This window comes from Xanthobacter autotrophicus, assembly GCF_029991245.1.
Classification (GTDB): domain Bacteria; phylum Pseudomonadota; class Alphaproteobacteria; order Rhizobiales; family Xanthobacteraceae; genus Xanthobacter; species Xanthobacter autotrophicus_C.
The window spans coordinates 1-17,032 of the sequence record NZ_JAIVFO010000019.1 but is presented as its reverse complement, the minus strand read 5'-3'; the positions used below and the strand labels follow the sequence as shown (position 1 = coordinate 17,032).

Annotated in this window: 13 protein-coding genes; 6 read left to right on the top strand and 7 right to left on the bottom strand. The window is 66.6% G+C overall.

The features are described from left to right. Window positions 1–3: 3 nt before the first annotated feature. The 6 genes from frr to K9U41_RS05630 all read right to left on the bottom strand — a co-directional run bounded on the left by frr (window position 4) and on the right by K9U41_RS05630 (window position 7,462). Window positions 4–567, bottom strand: a complete 564-nt coding sequence (gene frr / locus K9U41_RS05655; protein WP_282639880.1) for a ribosome recycling factor — start codon at window positions 565–567, stop codon at window positions 4–6. A gap of 369 nt (window positions 568–936) precedes the next feature. Then, the gene (gene pyrH, locus K9U41_RS05650) at window positions 937–1,710 is read right to left on the bottom strand and encodes a UMP kinase (RefSeq protein WP_282639879.1); all 774 of its coding nucleotides are present in this window, start codon (window positions 1,708–1,710) and stop codon (window positions 937–939) included. Between the two features lie 142 nt (window positions 1,711–1,852). Next, window positions 1,853–2,776, bottom strand: coding sequence for a translation elongation factor Ts (tsf, locus tag K9U41_RS05645; protein ID WP_282639878.1), 924 nt, complete (start codon window positions 2,774–2,776; stop codon window positions 1,853–1,855). Between the two features lie 113 nt (window positions 2,777–2,889). Beyond that, complete coding sequence (locus K9U41_RS05640; protein WP_282639877.1) at window positions 2,890–3,894, bottom strand: 30S ribosomal protein S2; 1,005 nt, start codon at window positions 3,892–3,894, stop codon at window positions 2,890–2,892. Between the two features lie 307 nt (window positions 3,895–4,201). After that, complete coding sequence (locus tag K9U41_RS05635; protein WP_282639876.1) at window positions 4,202–5,875, bottom strand: long-chain-fatty-acid--CoA ligase; 1,674 nt, start codon at window positions 5,873–5,875, stop codon at window positions 4,202–4,204. 303 nt (window positions 5,876–6,178) lie between these two features. Beyond that, complete coding sequence (locus tag K9U41_RS05630) at window positions 6,179–7,462, bottom strand: OmpP1/FadL family transporter (protein WP_282639875.1); 1,284 nt, start codon at window positions 7,460–7,462, stop codon at window positions 6,179–6,181. A gap of 441 nt (window positions 7,463–7,903) precedes the next feature. Between K9U41_RS05630 and K9U41_RS05625 the strand changes: the two genes are divergently transcribed. From K9U41_RS05625 to K9U41_RS05600, 6 genes are all read left to right on the top strand, one after another. Continuing rightward, complete coding sequence (locus K9U41_RS05625) at window positions 7,904–8,341, top strand: MerR family transcriptional regulator (protein WP_282639874.1); 438 nt, start codon at window positions 7,904–7,906, stop codon at window positions 8,339–8,341. 106 nt (window positions 8,342–8,447) lie between these two features. Further along, complete coding sequence (locus K9U41_RS05620; protein ID WP_282639873.1) at window positions 8,448–9,584, top strand: thiolase family protein; 1,137 nt, start codon at window positions 8,448–8,450, stop codon at window positions 9,582–9,584. 11 nt (window positions 9,585–9,595) lie between these two features. Further along, window positions 9,596–11,965 (top strand): 3-hydroxyacyl-CoA dehydrogenase/enoyl-CoA hydratase family protein, encoded by a 2,370-nt coding sequence (locus K9U41_RS05615; RefSeq protein WP_282639872.1) that lies wholly within the window; start codon window positions 9,596–9,598, stop codon window positions 11,963–11,965. A gap of 11 nt (window positions 11,966–11,976) precedes the next feature. Then, window positions 11,977–12,471, top strand: coding sequence for a hypothetical protein (locus tag K9U41_RS05610; RefSeq protein ID WP_282639871.1), 495 nt, complete (start codon window positions 11,977–11,979; stop codon window positions 12,469–12,471). A gap of 129 nt (window positions 12,472–12,600) precedes the next feature. Further along, complete coding sequence (locus tag K9U41_RS05605; protein WP_282639870.1) at window positions 12,601–14,391, top strand: acyl-CoA dehydrogenase C-terminal domain-containing protein; 1,791 nt, start codon at window positions 12,601–12,603, stop codon at window positions 14,389–14,391. Window positions 14,392–14,495: 104 nt separating this feature from the next. Next, a complete protein-coding gene (locus K9U41_RS05600; protein WP_282639869.1) occupies window positions 14,496–14,807 on the top strand; it encodes an SCP2 sterol-binding domain-containing protein in 312 nt (103 codons plus the stop codon). 15 nt (window positions 14,808–14,822) lie between these two features. Here the strand turns inward: K9U41_RS05600 and K9U41_RS05595 are convergent, their stop codons facing one another. Further along, entirely contained in the window at window positions 14,823–16,910 is a 2,088-nt protein-coding gene (locus K9U41_RS05595; protein ID WP_282639868.1) for an acyltransferase family protein, read from the bottom strand. Window positions 16,911–17,032 lie beyond the last annotated feature (122 nt).

Here is a 17,032-nt window from a genome sequence, read left to right as displayed (position 1 = left end):
TCCTCAGACCGAAAGGATTTCCTTTTCCTTCTGGGCGAGCGTCTGGTCGATCTCGGCGATGGCCTCGTCGGTGGCCTTCTGCACGTCCTTGGACAGGCGGTCGAGATCATCGGAACTCATCTCGCCGTCCTTTTCCACCTTCTTGAGGTGGTCCATGCCGTCGCGACGCACATGCCGCACCGCGACCTTGGCCGCCTCGGCATATTTGTGGGCGACCTTCACCAGTTCCTGGCGGCGCTCCTGGTTCAGCTCGGGGATGCGCAGGCGCAGCACCTGGCCCTCGGTGTTGGGGTTGAGGCCGAGATTGCTGTCGCGGATGGCCTTTTCAACCGCGTTCACCATGGCGCGGTCCCACACCTGCACCGACAGCAGGCGCGCTTCCGGCACCGATACGGTGGCGACCTGGTTCAGCGGCATGCGCGCGCCGTAGGCCTCGACGGTGATGGGGTCGAGCAGGCTGGCGGAGGCGCGCCCGGTGCGCAGCCCGCCCAATTCGTCCCTGAGCACGCCGACAGCGCCCTGCATGCGGCGCTTGAGATCGGACATCTCGAAGGTCCCGGTGGTCATGGCTAACCTCTGTAGTCTGTGGTCGGGGTTCGTCCATTGGCATGGAAACGTTTCGGTTTCCATGCCAATGGACGAACCCCGCGTCAGGATGCGGGGCTCCGGGCAAAAGACTGGCGCCGGCGCGGATGACAGGATGGTACGGCTTCTTGATGGCAGCGCGCAGATGCGGTGCACAGCGCCCGTCGCAGATGCGGCCGGTCAAAGGTGCGGTGAAAGCCGCCGCCCCAAACCGTCCGGCCCTTCCGGCGCAAGTCCGGCCTACGATTCCAGCCTAAACCCCAACCCAGATCCCAGCCAACGACCGCGGCCCTTTCGCGGTCCTTTGCCCCGATGGTGTGCGGGAGCGGAACCGCCCCGCGCACGGCACGCTCAGGGGGCGACGACCGTCACGCGGCCTTCACCCTTCGCGGCCGTGGCGATGGCGCCCGGCTCACGAATGTCGAACACGATTATCGGCAACGCCGCCTCGCGGGCAAGGGCGAAGGCGGCCGCATCCATCACCTTGAGGTCGCGGGCCAGCGCCTCGTCGTGGGTGATGCGGTCGTAGCGCGTGGCGGTCGGATCCTTCTTCGGGTCGGCGGTGTAGACGCCGTCCACGTTGGTGGCCTTGAGCACCGCGTCGCAATCCAGCTCGGCGGCGCGCAGGACCGCGCCGGTATCCGTGGTGAAATAGGGATTGCCGGTGCCGCCGGTGAGCACCACGATGCGGCCGCGCCGCAGGTGCCGCCGCGCCGGCTGGCGGGCATAGGGCTCGCAGACGGTGGGCATGGGAATCGCGGACAGGGTGCGGGCCGGTGCGCCGGCGGCCTCGATGGCGGCCTCAAGCGCGAGGCCGTTCATGACGGTGGCCAGCATGCCCATGTGGTCGGCGGTGGCGCGATCGAGGTCCTCACCGGCCACCCGGGCACCGCGCAGGATGTTGCCGCCGCCCACCACCACCGCCACCTCGCAGCCGAACGCACGGGCCGCGACCAGGTCGCGGGCAATGCGGGCCACGGTGGGCGGGTGGAGGCCGAAGGGCTCCGAGCCCATCAGGGCTTCGCCGGAAACCTTCACCAGGATGCGGGGGTAAGGGAGGCCCGGTGCCGCGAACGGCGCCGGGGGCTCCGGGAAGTCCGAATCGTCCGCCGTGGAAACGGTCATGCGAGCCCCCCTTGCCCTTGAGAGCGTTTTCGCGCGAAGCGATTATCGGTTCGCGTGAAGAAAACGCGTTAGCACAAGACTCGAGAGCGACTTCCGTGAGCTGGTGCGAACGGAAATCGCTCTCGTCAGAACGAAACGCTGATCAGGACTGGCCGGCGGCGGCCGCCACCTCGGCCGCGAAATCGGTCTCTTCCTTCTCGATGCCCTCGCCCAGGGCGAAGCGCACGAAGCCGGTGAGCTTGAGCGGCGCGCCGACCTGGCCCTCGGCCTCCTTCAGCACCTGGGAGACGGACTTGGAGCCGTCGTGCACGAAGGCCTGGTCGAGGAGGGTGACCTCCTTGAAGAAGCTCTTGATGCCGCTTTCGGCGATCTTGTCCTGGACGTTGGCGGGCTTGCCCTGGTGCTTCTCGAGCAGGATGGCCTTCTCGCGGGCGATGGTCTCCTCGGAGATGCCCGAAGCATCCAGCGCCAGCGGGTTCAGCGCGGCGATGTGCATGGCGATCTGGCGGCCGAGGGTGGAGAGCTTCTCCACGTCGCCGGTGGACTCGAGCGCCACCAGCACGCCGATGCGGCCCTGGCCTTCCACCACCGCGCCGTGCACGTAGCTGGCGATGACGCCGGCCGACACGGACAGCTTGGCCGAGCGGCGCAGCGTCATGTTCTCGCCGATGGTGGCGATGAGCGCGGTCAGGCGCTCGGCAACGGTGACGCTCTCGCCGGGGAACTTGGCGGCAGCCACCGCTTCCACGGTGCCGTCGGTGTTGAGGGCGACCTTGGCCACTTCGCGCACGAACGCCTGGAAGTCGGGGTTGCGGGCGACGAAGTCGGTTTCCGCATTCACTTCCACGGCGGCGGCGTAGTGACCGGAGGATTCCACCGCCACCAGACCCTCGGCGGCCACGCGGCCGGCCTTCTTGGCGGCCTTGGCGAGGCCCTTCTTGCGCAGCCAGTCGATGGCGGCCTCGATGTCGCCGTTCGTCTCGGTGAGCGCGGACTTGCAATCCATCATGCCTGCGCCGGTCTTGTCGCGCAGTTCCTTCACCAGCCCGGCGGTGATCGCAGCCATGTCAAAAATCCCTTCTTCTCGCGCCACGGCCGGCCAGGGAGGTGCCCGAGCCGGCCGTGGGGGCGCCCCAGGCGCCCCATTACTCTCGATTCGCTATCAGATCTGCGACAAGGTCACTCGACCTCGGCAGACAATTCCTTGGCCTGGGCCACCCAGCCGTCGACGCGGCCGGGCAGTCCCACTTCCTCGCCGATGCGGTGGGCGTCGATCGCGTCGAGCCCGGCCACCTGGCCGAAGTGGAACACGCCGAGATCGTTGAGCTTCTGCTCGATCTCGGGGCTGACGCCGGTGAGCTTCTTCAGGTCGTCGGCAACGCCGCGCGGACCCGACAGGGGCTCGAAGGTCGACCAGGCGCTGGGTTCCACCGGCAGGTCTTCCACCAGCGGGGCCTCTTCGGCGCCGGTATCGAAGCCGAGATCGCTGTGGCCGCGGCCGATGCCGTCGATGGCGGCGCGGGCAACCAGCTCGCAATAGAGCTGGATGGCGCGGCCGGCGTCGTCATTGCCGGGAACCGGGAAGGCGATGCCGTCCGGATCGCAATTGGTGTCGAGGATGGCCGCCACCGGGATGCCGAGGCGCTGGGCCTCCTTCACGGCGATGTCTTCCTTGTTCGTGTCGATGACGAACAGCAGGTCGGGCAGGCCGCCCATGTCGCGGATGCCGCCGAGGGCCTTGTCCAGCTTGTCCTTTTCACGGGACAGGGTCAGGCGCTCTTTCTTGGTGTAGCCGGAGCCCTGCTCGGGACCGGACAGCATCTCCTCCAGCTTCTTCAGCCGGGCGATGGAGTTGGAGATGGTCTTCCAGTTGGTGAGCATGCCGCCGAGCCAGCGGGAGTTCACATAATACTGGGCGGAGCGGCGGGCGGCGTCGGCCACCTGCTCCTGGGCCTGGCGCTTGGTGCCGACGAACAGCACGCGGCCGCCCTGGGCCACCGTGTCGGAGACGGCCTGCAGCGCGCGATGCAGCGCGGGCACGGTCTGCGACAGGTCGATGATGTGGATGTTGTTGCGGACGCCAAAGATGAACGGAGCCATCTTGGGGTTCCAGCGGTGGGACTGATGTCCAAAGTGCACGCCAGCTTCAAGCAGCTGGCGCATCGAATAATCGGGAAGCGCCATTTCGGTATTCTCCGGTTGAGCCTCCGCGGACGTACCCCCACCCCCGAAAGGGAGAGGGCACCGGATGGCCAGTAGGGCCTGATGTCCGCGTGCGGGATGGCCGGCCATATACGCGAGCCGGCTTGCCGAGGCAAGTGTGGGCAGTGGTAACCGCGGGTGCACTGTCCGGTGATGCAAGCCGGAACACGCTCCCCCGCTGGTCCTGGGGCATTCCGGTCGCCGCCGAGAGGCGCCCGACCGGAGGCTTATGCCGGCGACGTTTGAGCGTAACCCGCTTGGCGTCGGTCGAAGACAACGGCCGACGGTCTTATGCCGAGGCGGCGTCCCCGCCCTGCCCTTGCTCGCGCTGGCGCTCTTCCTCCACCAGCTCCTTCTTGGAGAGCTTGCCCACCACGCTCTTGGGCAGGCTGTCGCGAATCTCCACCGCCTTCGGCATCTCGATCTTGGAGATCTGCGCCGTGAGGAAATCCATCAGCTCACCGGGGGTGGCCTCGGCGTCGGCGCGCAGGGTGACGAAGGCTTTTGGCGCCTGACCGCGATACGCATCGGGCACCCCGATGGCCACCGCTTCCGCCACCGCCGGATGCAGGTAAAGCGCCTCCTCGATGACGCGCGGATAAACATTGTAGCCGCCGCAGAGGATCACATCCTTGATGCGGTCCACGAGGAAGAGGAAGCCGTCCTCGTCCAGATAGCCCACGTCGCCGGTGCGCAGGGCGCCGTCGATGAAGGCTGAGGCGGTCTCGTCCGGGCGATTGTAATAGCCCTTCATCACCTGCGGCCCGCGCACGCAGACCTCCCCCTTCTGGCCCTGGGGGACGATGCGCCGCACATCCTCAAGGCCGCGAATCTCGATCACCGTCTGCGGCAGGGCCGTGCCCACCGACCCGTCCTTCACCCGGCCCAGGGGCTGGTTGGCGGTCACCACCGGCGAGGTCTCGCTGAGGCCGTAGCCCTCCACCAGCTTGCAGCCGGTGAGGTTTTCGAAGCGCTCGCGCACCTCCGCCGGGAGCGGCGCGCCGCCGGAGATGCACAGGGTGAGGGACTTCAGGTCGCGCTTTTCGATGTTCGCCACGCCGTTGATGGCGGCATAGATGGTGGGCACGCCCGGGAACATGGTGGGCTTCTCCCGCTCGATGCGGTCGAGCAGGTCGCCAAGCTGGAAGCGCGGCACCAGGATGATCTCGGCGCCGAGGCAGATGGGAATCAGCATCACCGTCTGCATGGCGAAGACGTGGAACAGGGGCAGCACGCCCAGCACCCGCTTCACCCCGATCCGCCGGCAATCCGCGTGGGTGATCACCTGCTCCGCATTGGCGGAGATGTTGGCATGGGTGAGCATGGCGCCCTTGGGCACGCCGGTGGTGCCGCCGGTATATTGCAGCACCGCCACGTCGTTCTCCACATCCACCTCCACCGGCTGCGGCCGGTCGCCATGGCGCAGCAGCGCGCCATAGGCCAGGTGCACGCCGTCGCCGAGGCTGAACTGCGCCTTCTCCTTGCGCTTGAACAGGTTGAAGAGCAGCCCCTTGGGGAACGGCAGGATGCCCGACATGGGGCAGACGATGATGGTCTTCAGGCCCGCTTCCTGGGCCACCGCGGCGACGCGCGAATGGATCAGCTTCAGGTCCGGCACCACCATGATGGTGGTGCCGGAATCGCGGATCTGGTGCCTGAGCTCGCGCTCCACATAGAGCGGGCTGAAATTCACCACCGTGCCGCCGGCCTTCATGATGGCGAAGAAGAAGATGACCGAATAAGGCGTGTTGGGCAGGCACAGGCCCACTTTCGTGCCCTTGTGCACGCCCTGCGCCTGGAGCCCGGCCGCCACCTGATTCACCAGCGTGCCGAGCTGGGCATAGGTCCATTTGCGGCCGAAGAAGCTGAGCGCGGCGCGGTCGCCGAATTCAGCCACGCTGTTCTCGAGAAGCTCGGGCACGGGCGCGGGGGCCGCGGCCCCGCCATCGGTGCGATGGAGCATGGACGTCCCTCCTTCCGCCGGTGCCATCTTATGGGGTCCCGCACGCTCGTCGACAGCAGAGCATATCCGGGCGGGGTGGGCACCGGTTCGCGTTAAAAAAGCGACCAAACAGAAGCCTGGAGCAATTTCGCGTCGCGTTGGAACGCGACATGCCCATGCTCTCGCCTCTCACGTAAGGTCATGCAGTATCCGACGCGATTGCGCCGGGATCACAATGCCGGATCACGAGGAATGCGACATGCCCGGCGGCGCAGTGCGACCACCCGTCAAGCCACGAATGGCCGCGGATGGCCGCGCATGCACTCACTTGGTGATGAGCGCGGCGGTGACCGGAGCACCGAACTTGTAGCGCAGGCCCACCGAGACGATGTCCACATAGCCATCGTTCACCTCGCCCACCAGCGAGCCGCGCAGCGCGTTCCCGGTATCGGACGCGTCGAGCGCGACGGGGCTGTTTTCGCCGAAGATGTGGGTATAGGCGAGGTCCACCGAGAATTGCGGGGTGAAATTGTAGGTGACGCCCCCCGACAGCCACAGCCGGTTGGTATCGGGCAGGCGCGGCGAGCGCGTCTCGTCCGGCACCGGGGTCAGCTCGTAGGCGATGCCGGCCCGGAGCGCGAGCTTGGGATCCCACTGGTATTCGACGCCGCCGGAGAAGAACCAGCCGTCGTTCCACCTGAGGTCGAGCGTGCTCACCGGGATGCCGCGAGAGGTCACCACCAGGTCCTGGACCGTGGACCAGTTGGTCCATTCCACCGTGCCGAGCACGGTCCATTGCGGCGTCAGCTGCGAGCGGAACGAGGCCGTCACCTGATCCGGCAGGGTCAGCCCCGCATTGACGTACATCTGATTGACCGTGGTGACGTTGGCCACGGACAGGTCGAGGGTGCCGGACAGGTTCTGGTCGATAGAGGACTTGTAGCCGATGCCGATCGTCGTCCCTGGCACCAGCGTGAACAAAGCGCCGAGATTGAAGCCAATGCCAAGGTCGTCGCCATTCAACTCCGCGTATAGATTGTTGGCGGGGGGCGTAAAGCCGGCGAACTGCGCGTTTGTCAGCTTGGCATCGATGTAATTGACATTCAGCCCGCCGCCGATGGTCAGCCACTCATTGACCTTGTAGGCCACGGAAGCCTGAACATTCATATCGAAGATACGGTTATAGCAACCGTAATACCGGCCCGAATAGCCGCAGGGCGCGTCGGTCACGAGGCCGAAGGGGGAGGTGACTGAGAAGCCCACCGCCCATTTTTCCCAGGCATACGAGATGAAGGTGGTGGGCAGCACGCCGTTGCCCACGATGTCGCTGACGCCCGTCGTCCCCAGCGAGGCCCCGGTGAGGGGGGCGGTGGCGGAATAGATGTCGAAGGAGGCGTGGGGCGCAATGTAGGTGACATTGCCTTCCACGCTGAGACCGGGCGAGAAGCTGATGGCTGCCGGATTCCAGAACATGGAGGCGAGGCCCTCGCCGCCCGCCGCAGTGCCGGCGAAAGCCGTGCCCTGGTAATAGGAACTCTGCTCGCGCAGGCCGAAGCCGCCGGCATGCGCCTGCCCGGCCGCGCCAGCGACCATCGGAACAACAAGCACTCGAGCCGCCCGCACGGCCCAGTCGCGCATCATCATTGGGTTACCCCCTCTTGAGACAGTTTCCTCTGGGCCCGGCACATTGCAGTGCAGTATTGGTTTTTTCGATGCCCTATACGTCACCTAACATGCCTAAACGAATATCTGCGTCAACTGGGTTCATTTAACCTGGAAGATGATCGCAAGGGAAAGACAAACTCGTTGTAAATGCGCCACAGTTGCCCGGCCTGAACCTCTCCGCCGGGGTGAAGTGAGGGTACCCGGGATATTTGCAATTTGCGATCGAAAGCGCGCGTTTCGGCAAGCCTTCCCACAAGCCCCCGCAAGCGCTGGCGTCTACCCCGGCCGATGACGCGATCGCGATGAAATCCTGCCGAATCGGGGCTTGCGCCGAGGGTCAAAGCATGTATCTTCGGGGCGGATAGATGACGTATAGGTGAGGCCGTGGCATCCACAGGCAAGCGCGGCGCCGGGAGCGCCCTGACGGACACGTTCTTCACGGTCACCGAGCTGGCTCGGGACCTGTCCGTGACCCCGCGCACGATCCGGTTCTACGAGGACAAGGCCCTCATCACCCCGCGCCGCGCCGGTACCATGCGCGTGTACACCAAGCGCGACCGGGCACGGATGGTCCTCATCCTGCGCGGCAAGCGGCTCGGCTTCTCCCTGCGCGAGATCAAGGAATACCTCGATCTCTACGACATGGACCCGAGCCAGGCGGAACAGATGCGCCTGCTCCTCAAGAAGGTGCAGGTCCGTCTCGAAATGCTGGAAGACCAGCGTCTTGCGCTCGAAGAAAGCATCGTCGAGCTGAAGGAAATCGAGGAGCAGACCCTGTCCGCTCTCGAACAGGAGGCGGCCCACAAGAAGGCCGCCGGCTGACCGAATCCCCATTCGGCCCCGCGCTGCGCCGCGTCTGGCCAGGTGAACCAACCTGACCGGACCGTGCTCACGGCGCGGACCAACAAGACATCAGGCAGGAGAACCCATGCAAAACGTTGTGATTGCGGGGTACGCCCGCTCGCCCTTCGCCCTTGCCAAGAAGGGCGAACTGGCGCGCGTGCGCCCGGACGACCTCGCCGCACAGGTGGTGGCCGAGCTGGTGGCCCGCACCGGCATCAAGGTCGAGGACATCGAGGACCTCATCGTCGGCTGCGCCTTTCCCGAGGCGGAGCAAGGCTTTAACATCGCCCGCCTGATCGGCATGATCGCCGGCCTGCCGGACAGCATCGCCGGGGTCACGGTGAACCGCTTCTGCGGCTCGTCCATGCAGTCGGTGCACATGGCCGCCGGGCAGATCCAGCTCGGCGCCGGCGATGTGTTCATCTGCGCCGGCATCGAGAGCATGAGCCGCGTGCCCATGACCGGCTTCAACCCCATGCCCAATCCGGCGCTCTACGCCAAGCTCCCGCAGGCCTACATGGGCATGGGCGAGACGGCGGAGAACGTCGCCGCCAAATGGCAGATCACCCGTGCCGACCAGGACGCTTTCGCCTTGAAAAGCCACGCGAAAGCAACCACGGCCGAGGCCGCCGGTAAATTCGCCGGCGAGATCGTGCCGATCCGCATCAACGGCAAAAGCGCGACCCAGGACGGCTGCATCCGCCGCGATGCGACGGCCGAGCAGCTGGCCGGCCTCAAGCCCGCCTTTGACGAGCACGGCACCGTCACCGCCGGCACCTCCTCCCCCCTCACCGACGGCGCGTCCGCCGTGCTGGTGTGTTCGGAAGACTATGCGCAGAAGCATGGCCTGGAGCCCCTCGCCCGGCTGAAAAGCGTTGCGGTTGCCGGCTGCGCGCCGGAGATCATGGGCATCGGCCCGGTGGCGGCGACGAAGAAGGCGCTGACCCGCGCCGGCATCGACATCTCCCAGATCGACGTGGTCGAGCTGAACGAGGCCTTCGCCTCCCAAGCCCTCGCCTGCCAACGCGAACTCGGCGTCCGCGACGAGACCCTCAACATCGACGGCGGCGCCATCGCCCTCGGCCATCCGCTGGGCGCCACCGGCGCGCGCATCGTCGGCAAGGCCGCGTCGTTGCTGAAGCGGGAGGGCGGGCGCTATGCCCTCGCCACCCAGTGCATCGGCGGCGGACAGGGCATCGCCACCGTGCTCGAACGCGTCTGAGGGGGCGCGTCATGACCAACGTAAGCGATATCAAGACCTTCACTGACATCGGCGGCTTCGACATCAAGAAGGTGGCCGTCATCGGCGCCGGCGTCATGGGCGCAGGCATTGCCGCCCATGTGGCCAATGCGGGGGTCGAGGTGCTGCTCCTCGACATCGTCCCGGAGGGGGCCGCCAATCGCAACGCCATCGCCGAAAAGGCGGTGGAGAAGCTGCTGAAGGCCGATCCCGCCGCCTTCATGTCGAAGCGCGCCGCCAGGCTGGTGACCGCCGGCAATATCGAGGACAACCTCGGCGATCTTGCCTCCTGCGACTGGATCGTGGAGGCGGTGATCGAGCGCCTCGACATCAAGCAGGCGCTCTACGCCAAGATCGAGGCCGCCCGCCGCCCCGGCTCGGCGGTGTCGTCCAACACCTCCACCATCCCGCTGGGCGATCTCACCGCCGGGCTGCCGGACAGCTTCAAGCGCGACTTCCTCATCACCCACTTCTTCAACCCGCCGCGCTACATGCGGCTGCTGGAGATCGTGGCCGGCGCCGACACCAATCCGGCCACCGTCGCTGCGGTCGCCCGCTTTGCCGACGTGAAGCTGGGCAAGACGGTGGTGACCTGCAAGGACACCCCCGGCTTCATCGCCAACCGGCTCGGCACCTACTGGCTCCAGCTCGCCGTGGGCGAGGCCTTCCGCCTCGGCCTCAAGGTGGAGGAGGCGGACGCGGTGATGGGCCGGCCCTTCGGCTTCCCCAAGACCGGCGTGTTCGGCCTCATCGATCTCGTGGGCCTCGACCTGATGCCCCATGTGCAGGGCTCGCTGAAACGCGCCCTGCCCCTGTCCGACCCGTTCCACGCCACCCTGCGCGACGAGCCGCTGATCTCGAAGATGATCGAGACCGGCTATACCGGCCGCAAGGGCAAGGGCGGCTTCTATCGGCTCAACCGCGACAACGGCGGCAAGGCGAAAGAGGCCATCGACCTTTCCACCGGCGCCTATCGCCCGCAGGAAAAGGCCAGCGTGCCGGAGCTGGAGGATGGCGGGGGCAAGGACATCTTCGCCCTCCTCGAAGCCCCCGGCACGGCGGGGCGCTATGCCCGCTCGGTCATGGCGAAGACGCTGGCCTATGCGGCGCGGCTGGTGCCCGAGGCGGCGGACGACATCGTCGCCATCGATGATGCCATGCGCCTTGGCTACAACTGGAAATTCGGCCCGTTCGAGCTGATCGACAAGATCGGCGCCGCCCGGCTCAAGAGCCTGCTGGCGGCCGACGGCGAGGAGGTCCCGGCCCTGCTGGCGCTGGCGGCGGACACCCCCTTCTACCGGGTGGAGAACGGCACGCGGCAGTATCTCGCCTTGGACGGCAGCTATCGCGACATCGTCCGCCCGGACGGCGTGCTGCTGCTGGCCGACATCAAGCTCAAGTCCCAGCCGCTGCTGAAGAACGGCTCTGCCGCTTTGTGGGATATCGGCGACGGGGTGGTGTGCCTGGAATTCACCTCCAAGAGCAATTCGCTGGACGAGGGCATCATCACCTTGCTCGGCAAGGCGCTGAAGCTGGTGAAAGACAAGCACAAGGCCCTCGTCATCTATAACGAGGGCTCGAACTTCTCGGTGGGCGCCAATCTCGGCCTTGCGCTGTTTGCCTGCAACATCGGCGCCTTCGGCGAGGTGGAGAAGCTGGTGGCCGCTGGGCAGAAGACCTACCAGGACATGAAATACGCTCCCTTCCCCGTGGTGGCGGCCCCCTCGGGGCTGGCGCTCGGCGGCGGGTGCGAGATCCTGCTCCACGCCAGCGCCGTGCAGGCCCATGCGGAGAGCTATATCGGCCTGGTGGAATGCGGCGTGGGCGTGCTGCCCGCCTGGGGCGGCTGCACCGCCATGCTGGAGCGCTGGGCCACCGACCCGAAATTCCCCAAGGGGCCCATGCCGGCGCCCTCCAAGGTGTTCGAGACGGTCTCCACCGCCACGGTGGCGAAATCCGCCGCCGAGGCCAAGGAGCTGAAATTCCTGCGCGAGGGCGACGGCATCACCATGAACCGCGACCGGCTGCTTGCCGACGCCAAGGCCAAGGCCCTGGCGCTGTTGGAGGGCTATGCGCCGCCCAAGCCCGTGGAATTCTTCCTGCCGGGTCCCACCGGCAAGGTGGCCATGGACATGGCGGTGGCGGGCTTCGCCAAGCGCGGCATGGCGACGAAGCACGACACCGTGGTCTCCGGCGTGCTGGCGGAAGTGCTCACCGGCGGCAGCGCCGACCACATCGAGCCGGTGCCCGCCGCCAAGCTGCTGGAGCTGGAGCGGGACGGCTTCATGAAGCTGATCCGCACCACGGCCACCCTGGACCGGATCGAGCACATTCTCGAAACCGGGCGGCCGCTGCGGAACTGAGGGATAGAGCAATGCGGGTGGCAGGGCTCGTCCGTTTCGTCTGCGTCGCGTCCCTCGGCGTCGGTCTCGCGGTCGCTCCGGCGGCTGCGGACACCGACAGGGACCGGTGGGCCGAAGTCATGCGTGCCCTGCCCCTCGTCAACGAGGCACACAAGGCCGGGGAGGAACTGCCGTCGTCGTCTCCGTTCCGCAAGATCGGGACAGAGGAGATAGCGCCATACGTGGTCGGCAGTGCCTTTACCATGGCCGCACTGAGCGGTGGAATCTTCACGTTTCTTCCCAATGGCGAGCTGAAGTTCGAGGCCAAGCATCAATTCGCGGGCATCTCGCAAGATCGGATCCCAAGATACGGACGTTGGGAGACCGAAGATGGCTGCCTCAGATTGAGGCTCACCTTACCCGACCAGAAATTAGACGAATGCTACGTTATTTATGCGTCCGATAAAATAGTAATGCTCGGCATAAATAGCCCGAGAATAATCGCTATGATGATGGCGAAGAACTGAAAGCAGAATAGCGGGACGCGTGGCTCGAAATCGCGCGCCGTAATCTGCGTATCAATCCGTCCGTCATCGCCGCGCGCCCGAGTTGGCGGCATGGCGATGCAAATCAGATAGATCAGGGAGCAAAACGCCATGCAGGTCTACACACCGCCGCTGCGCGACATGCGCTTCGTCCTCCACGAGCTGCATGGCAGCGCGGAGCTGTCCACCCTCAAGGGCCTTGAGGAGGTCACCCCCGACCTCATCGACGCCGTGCTGGAAGAAGCCGGAAAATTCGTCACCGAAGTGCTCGCCCCCCTCAACCAGTCCGGCGACCTGGAGGGCTGCACCTATGAGAACGGCGTGGTGCGCACGCCCAAGGGCTTCAAGGAAGCCTACAAGGCGTTCTGCGCGGGCGGCTGGAACGGCATCGCCTGCGATCCCCAATATGGCGGCCAGGGCCTGCCCGCGAGCCTGAACAAGCTGGTGGAGGAGATGCTTTGCTCCGGCAACCTTGCCTTCGGCATCTGCCCCGGCCTCACCCACGGCGCCTATGAGGCGCTGAAGAATCACGCCTCGCAGGAGCTGAAGGACCGCTTTTTGCCGAAGATGGTGGATGGCGTGTGGTCCGGCTCCATGTGCCTCACCGAACCCCAGTGCGGCACCGACCTCGGCCTCGTGCGCACCAAGGCCGAGCCGAAAGGCGATGGCTCCTACAAGGTCACCGGCAACAAGATCTTCATTTCCGCCGGCGAGCACGACATGGCGGAGAACATCATCCACCTGGTGCTGGCCCGCCTGCCGGACGCGCCCAAGGGCATCAAGGGCATCTCCCTGTTCCTGGTGCCGAAATTCCTGCCGCGCGAAGATGGCTCCGTGGGCCCGCGCAATGGTGTCACCTGCACCGGCATCGAGCACAAGATGGGCATCCACGGTTCGTCCACCTGCCAGATGTCGTTCGACGAGGCCACCGGATGGCTGGTGGGCGAGCCCCACAAGGGCATGCGCGCCATGTTCTCCATGATGAATTCCGAGCGCCTGTCCGTGGGCACGCAGGGCCTGGGCCTCGGCGAGGCCGCCTATCAGGCCGCCGTGGCCTACGCTAAAGAGCGTCTGCAGGGCCGCGCCCTCTCCGGCGCCAAGCACCCCGACAAGCCGGCCGATCCCATCATCGTGCATCCCGACGTGCGGCGCACGCTCATGACCATGCGCGCCTACAACGAGGGCTGCCGGGCGCTCGCCGGCTGGGTGGCCCGGGCGCTGGACCTCATGGAGCATGCGCAGGACCCGCAGGAGCGCCAGCGGGCGGAGGATTTCACCGCCCTGATGACCCCCATCGTGAAGGCGCTGTTCACGGATCTGGGCTTCGAGGCCACCTCCATGGGCATGCAGGTCTATGGCGGCCACGGCTACATCCGCGACCACGGAATGGAGCAATATGTGCGCGATGCCCGCATCGCCATGATCTACGAGGGCACCAACGGGGTGCAGGCCCTCGACCTCGTGGGCCGCAAGCTGCCGGCGCACATGGGGCGCTATCTGCGCTCCTTCTTCCATCCCGTGCTCAACTACATGGACGCCAAGCTCGACGACGAGAATCTCGGGCCGCTCATCACCCCGCTCTCCAAGGCGTTCGGCGCGCTCCAGCTCGCCACCGCCCACATCGCCGAGAAGGGGCTGAAGGACCCGGAGGAGGCGGGCGCGGCGGCGACGCAATATCTGCGCCTGTTCGGCATGGTGGCGCTGGGCTACATGTGGGTGCGCATGGCGGAAGTGGCGTTCGAGAAGCGCGTCTCCAACCCGGACGACGCCGCCTTCTATGATGCCAAGATCGCCACCGCGCGCTTCTTCATGGAGAAGCTGCTGCCGGACGTGGCGGCGCTGTGGGGTTCCATCAAGGCCGGAAAGGCCTCCATGATGGCCCTCGACGAGGCCATGTTCTGAGGGGTCCTGTCCTGAGGGGGCAAGCTCCCCGGAACCAGACGTACCGATTCTCGACTTCCTCCCACCGCCCCGCTTCCGGGGCGGCTTTTTTTGAGGTGACACGGATGGCCGATCTTTCCTCCCTCGTCGAAGCCATGCGCGAGCGGTCCGCTGCGCTCGCGGAGCTCGGCTACAAGGTGCGCTTCGACCTCACCGACACCGGCGAGGCCATCCTGCTGGATGCCACCGGCGGCGCGGTGGAGGTGGGCGAGGGCTCGGGCGAGGCGGATGCGGTGCTGAAGCTCTCCACCGACACGCTGGACAAGCTCATCACCGGCCGCATGGGCCCGCTGATGGCGTTTTCCACCGGGCGGCTGAAGGTGGAAGGCTCCCAGGGCGTGGCCCTCAAGCTCGCCGGCCTGCTCGACCAGGACTGAGCCCGCGCTGTCCCCTCAGCGGATGGCCGGGGGCGGGGCCTGTCCTGTCCCCTGCCCCGCCGCCTGCTGGCCGCCGGCCGCGGCGCGCAGAATGCCGGCGAGATTGATGAAGCCGGCGGCGGCGCGCGAGCCCTCGACGCTTAGGTGGTTGGGATCGCGATAGATCAGCGTGCCGGCCTCCATGGCGGGGCAGTTCTCCTTGCCGCAGAAGCGGTCGGAGAGTAGCACCGTGGTCACCAGCGGATTGCCTTTGGCAACATCCAGCAGCACCTGGTTGGAGGCGGCGAGCCCGGCCAGGGTCTTCTCCCGGTCCTGGCTCAGGCAGCGGGCGGTGTCGGCGCCGGAAAATTCGGCGCGGGTGATGCAATGGGGCGGCGAAAAGCCGAATTCCGGCACCTGCCCCACCAGCACCACAGGAATGCCGAGCCGCGTCACCCCCTCCACGCTGCGGGCCAGCCCGCGCGCAAATTCCGCCCGCGCCTCCTCCGCCGAGAGGTAGCGGTCATTGCCATCGCGGATGGCGAATCCCGGCTGCAGGCTGGTCCAGGGCGACCAGCGGCCGGCCATGACGACGAGCTTCGGCCGCTTCTCGGCAATCAGCTCCAGCACCCCACGGTTGAAGGCCGGGCATTGGCGCTCCAGCCCCTTGATGCTCTCGTGCAGGGTCACCACCTCGCCCAGCGGCGGACAGGCCGGCAGCATCACCAGGCGGATGGAAGCGTCGGCCCTGGTGGCGGCTTCGCCGAGCCCGGCCATGAGCGCGCTGGCATGGGAATCACCCCACAGCAGCACGTCGAACGCCGGCAGGGCGGCTTCCCCTGACGCGCCCGATGGCGCCGCCGCCTGCCGGCCGACCACGCATTGGGGCTTGGCCGGCATGCGCATGGGGCCGCTGAGCGGCGCGCTGCACCACGACATATAGGGGTCCTGCGCGCGGGCCAGCGCATCGGCCTGCTGGGCGAAGGCGGACATGGGCCAGAACCGCCCGTCGCGGGCGATGGCGGTGAGCGCGAACGCCACCACCAGCGCCATGGCCGCGCCCCCCGCCCACACCGGAATCCACCGGCTGGTGCCGGCCCGGTGGCGTTTGCGGAAGGGGGCTTCCACATAGAACAGGGAGAGCGTGGCAAGGCCCACGCTCACGGCCGCGATCATGAGGCCTTCGGTGGGGGACAGGTGCCGCTCAAGATAATAGCCGATCAGCACCAGCAGCGGCCAATGCCACAGGTACAGCGAATAGGAGATGCGCCCGAAGAACACCGGCACTGGCGAGGCCAGCATCCGCTGCACGATGCCCTTCGCCCCCGAGGCCCCGCCATGGAGGATCAGCGCCGCCCCAAGGCACGGCGCCAGCGCCGCGAGGCCGGGAAAGCGCGTGTGCCGGTCATAGAAGGCGATGGCGCAAACGATCAGCGCGAGGCCCGCCAGCGACAGCCAGGCCCCCTTGCGCGGCGTCACCAAAGGCACGAGCCCCAGCGCCAAGGCGGAGCCGATCAGCAGCTCCCACGCCCGCGTCGGCAGGGAAAAGAAGCTCTCGATGGGATTGCGCGACAGCCGGATTTCGGCATGGGCCAGCGACGCCACGATCAGCACGAGGATGATGGGCCGCAACAGGTTCGGCCGCACCCAGCGGATCAGCGCGAACAGGATGAGCGGGAAGAAGATGTAGAACTGCTCCTCCACCGCCAGCGACCAGGTATGGAGCAGCGGGTTGAGGTCGGCCTCAGGCTGGAAATAGTTGAGATTCTTCGCGAAATAGATGTTCGAGAAGAACAGGGTGGTGGCCCTGAGGCTGCGCGCATAGAGCAGCAGGTCGGACGGCACCATGATGAAGACGGCGGCCAGCGTGGTGGCGACGAGCACCACGAACAACGCCGGAAAGATGCGGCGGATGCGGCGATCGTAGAAATCGAGCAGGCTGAAGCGGCCGGCCTTCATGTCCCGGAACAGGATGGCCGTGATGAGGTACCCCGATATCACGAAGAAGATATCGACGCCCACATAGCCGCCCGGGAAGGCCGACAGGTGGATGTGGAACAAAACGACGGGCACGATCGCAAGCGCCCGCAGGCCGTCCACGTCGGCCCGGTAAGCCAAACCCATTCTTTACCGCCCTGATCCGTGACGTTTTCACGTCTCACCGCCGACGTTCCATAGCCCAGCGTCTAAGAGCGGGCAAATCGGGGGGGGGAGCCCTCGCCCCTCTCCCGCTTGCGGGGGAGGGC

What these genes read in the sequence shown, in the direction of transcription:
- frr (WP_282639880.1), bottom strand. Translation starts at nt 567, where the DNA reads ATGACCACCGGGACCTTCGAGATGTCCGATCTCAAGCGCCGCATGCAG.
- pyrH (WP_282639879.1), bottom strand. Translation starts at nt 1,710, where the DNA reads ATGACCGTTTCCACGGCGGACGATTCGGACTTCCCGGAGCCCCCGGCG.
- tsf (WP_282639878.1), bottom strand. Translation starts at nt 2,776, where the DNA reads ATGGCTGCGATCACCGCCGGGCTGGTGAAGGAACTGCGCGACAAGACC.
- K9U41_RS05640 (WP_282639877.1), bottom strand. Translation starts at nt 3,894, where the DNA reads ATGGCGCTTCCCGATTATTCGATGCGCCAGCTGCTTGAAGCTGGCGTG.
- K9U41_RS05635 (WP_282639876.1), bottom strand. Translation starts at nt 5,875, where the DNA reads ATGCTCCATCGCACCGATGGCGGGGCCGCGGCCCCCGCGCCCGTGCCC.
- K9U41_RS05620 (WP_282639873.1), top strand. Translation starts at nt 8,448, where the DNA reads ATGCAAAACGTTGTGATTGCGGGGTACGCCCGCTCGCCCTTCGCCCTT.
- K9U41_RS05615 (WP_282639872.1), top strand. Translation starts at nt 9,596, where the DNA reads ATGACCAACGTAAGCGATATCAAGACCTTCACTGACATCGGCGGCTTC.
- K9U41_RS05610 (WP_282639871.1), top strand. Translation starts at nt 11,977, where the DNA reads ATGCGGGTGGCAGGGCTCGTCCGTTTCGTCTGCGTCGCGTCCCTCGGC.
- K9U41_RS05605 (WP_282639870.1), top strand. Translation starts at nt 12,601, where the DNA reads ATGCAGGTCTACACACCGCCGCTGCGCGACATGCGCTTCGTCCTCCAC.
- K9U41_RS05600 (WP_282639869.1), top strand. Translation starts at nt 14,496, where the DNA reads ATGGCCGATCTTTCCTCCCTCGTCGAAGCCATGCGCGAGCGGTCCGCT.
- K9U41_RS05595 (WP_282639868.1), bottom strand. Translation starts at nt 16,910, where the DNA reads ATGGGTTTGGCTTACCGGGCCGACGTGGACGGCCTGCGGGCGCTTGCG.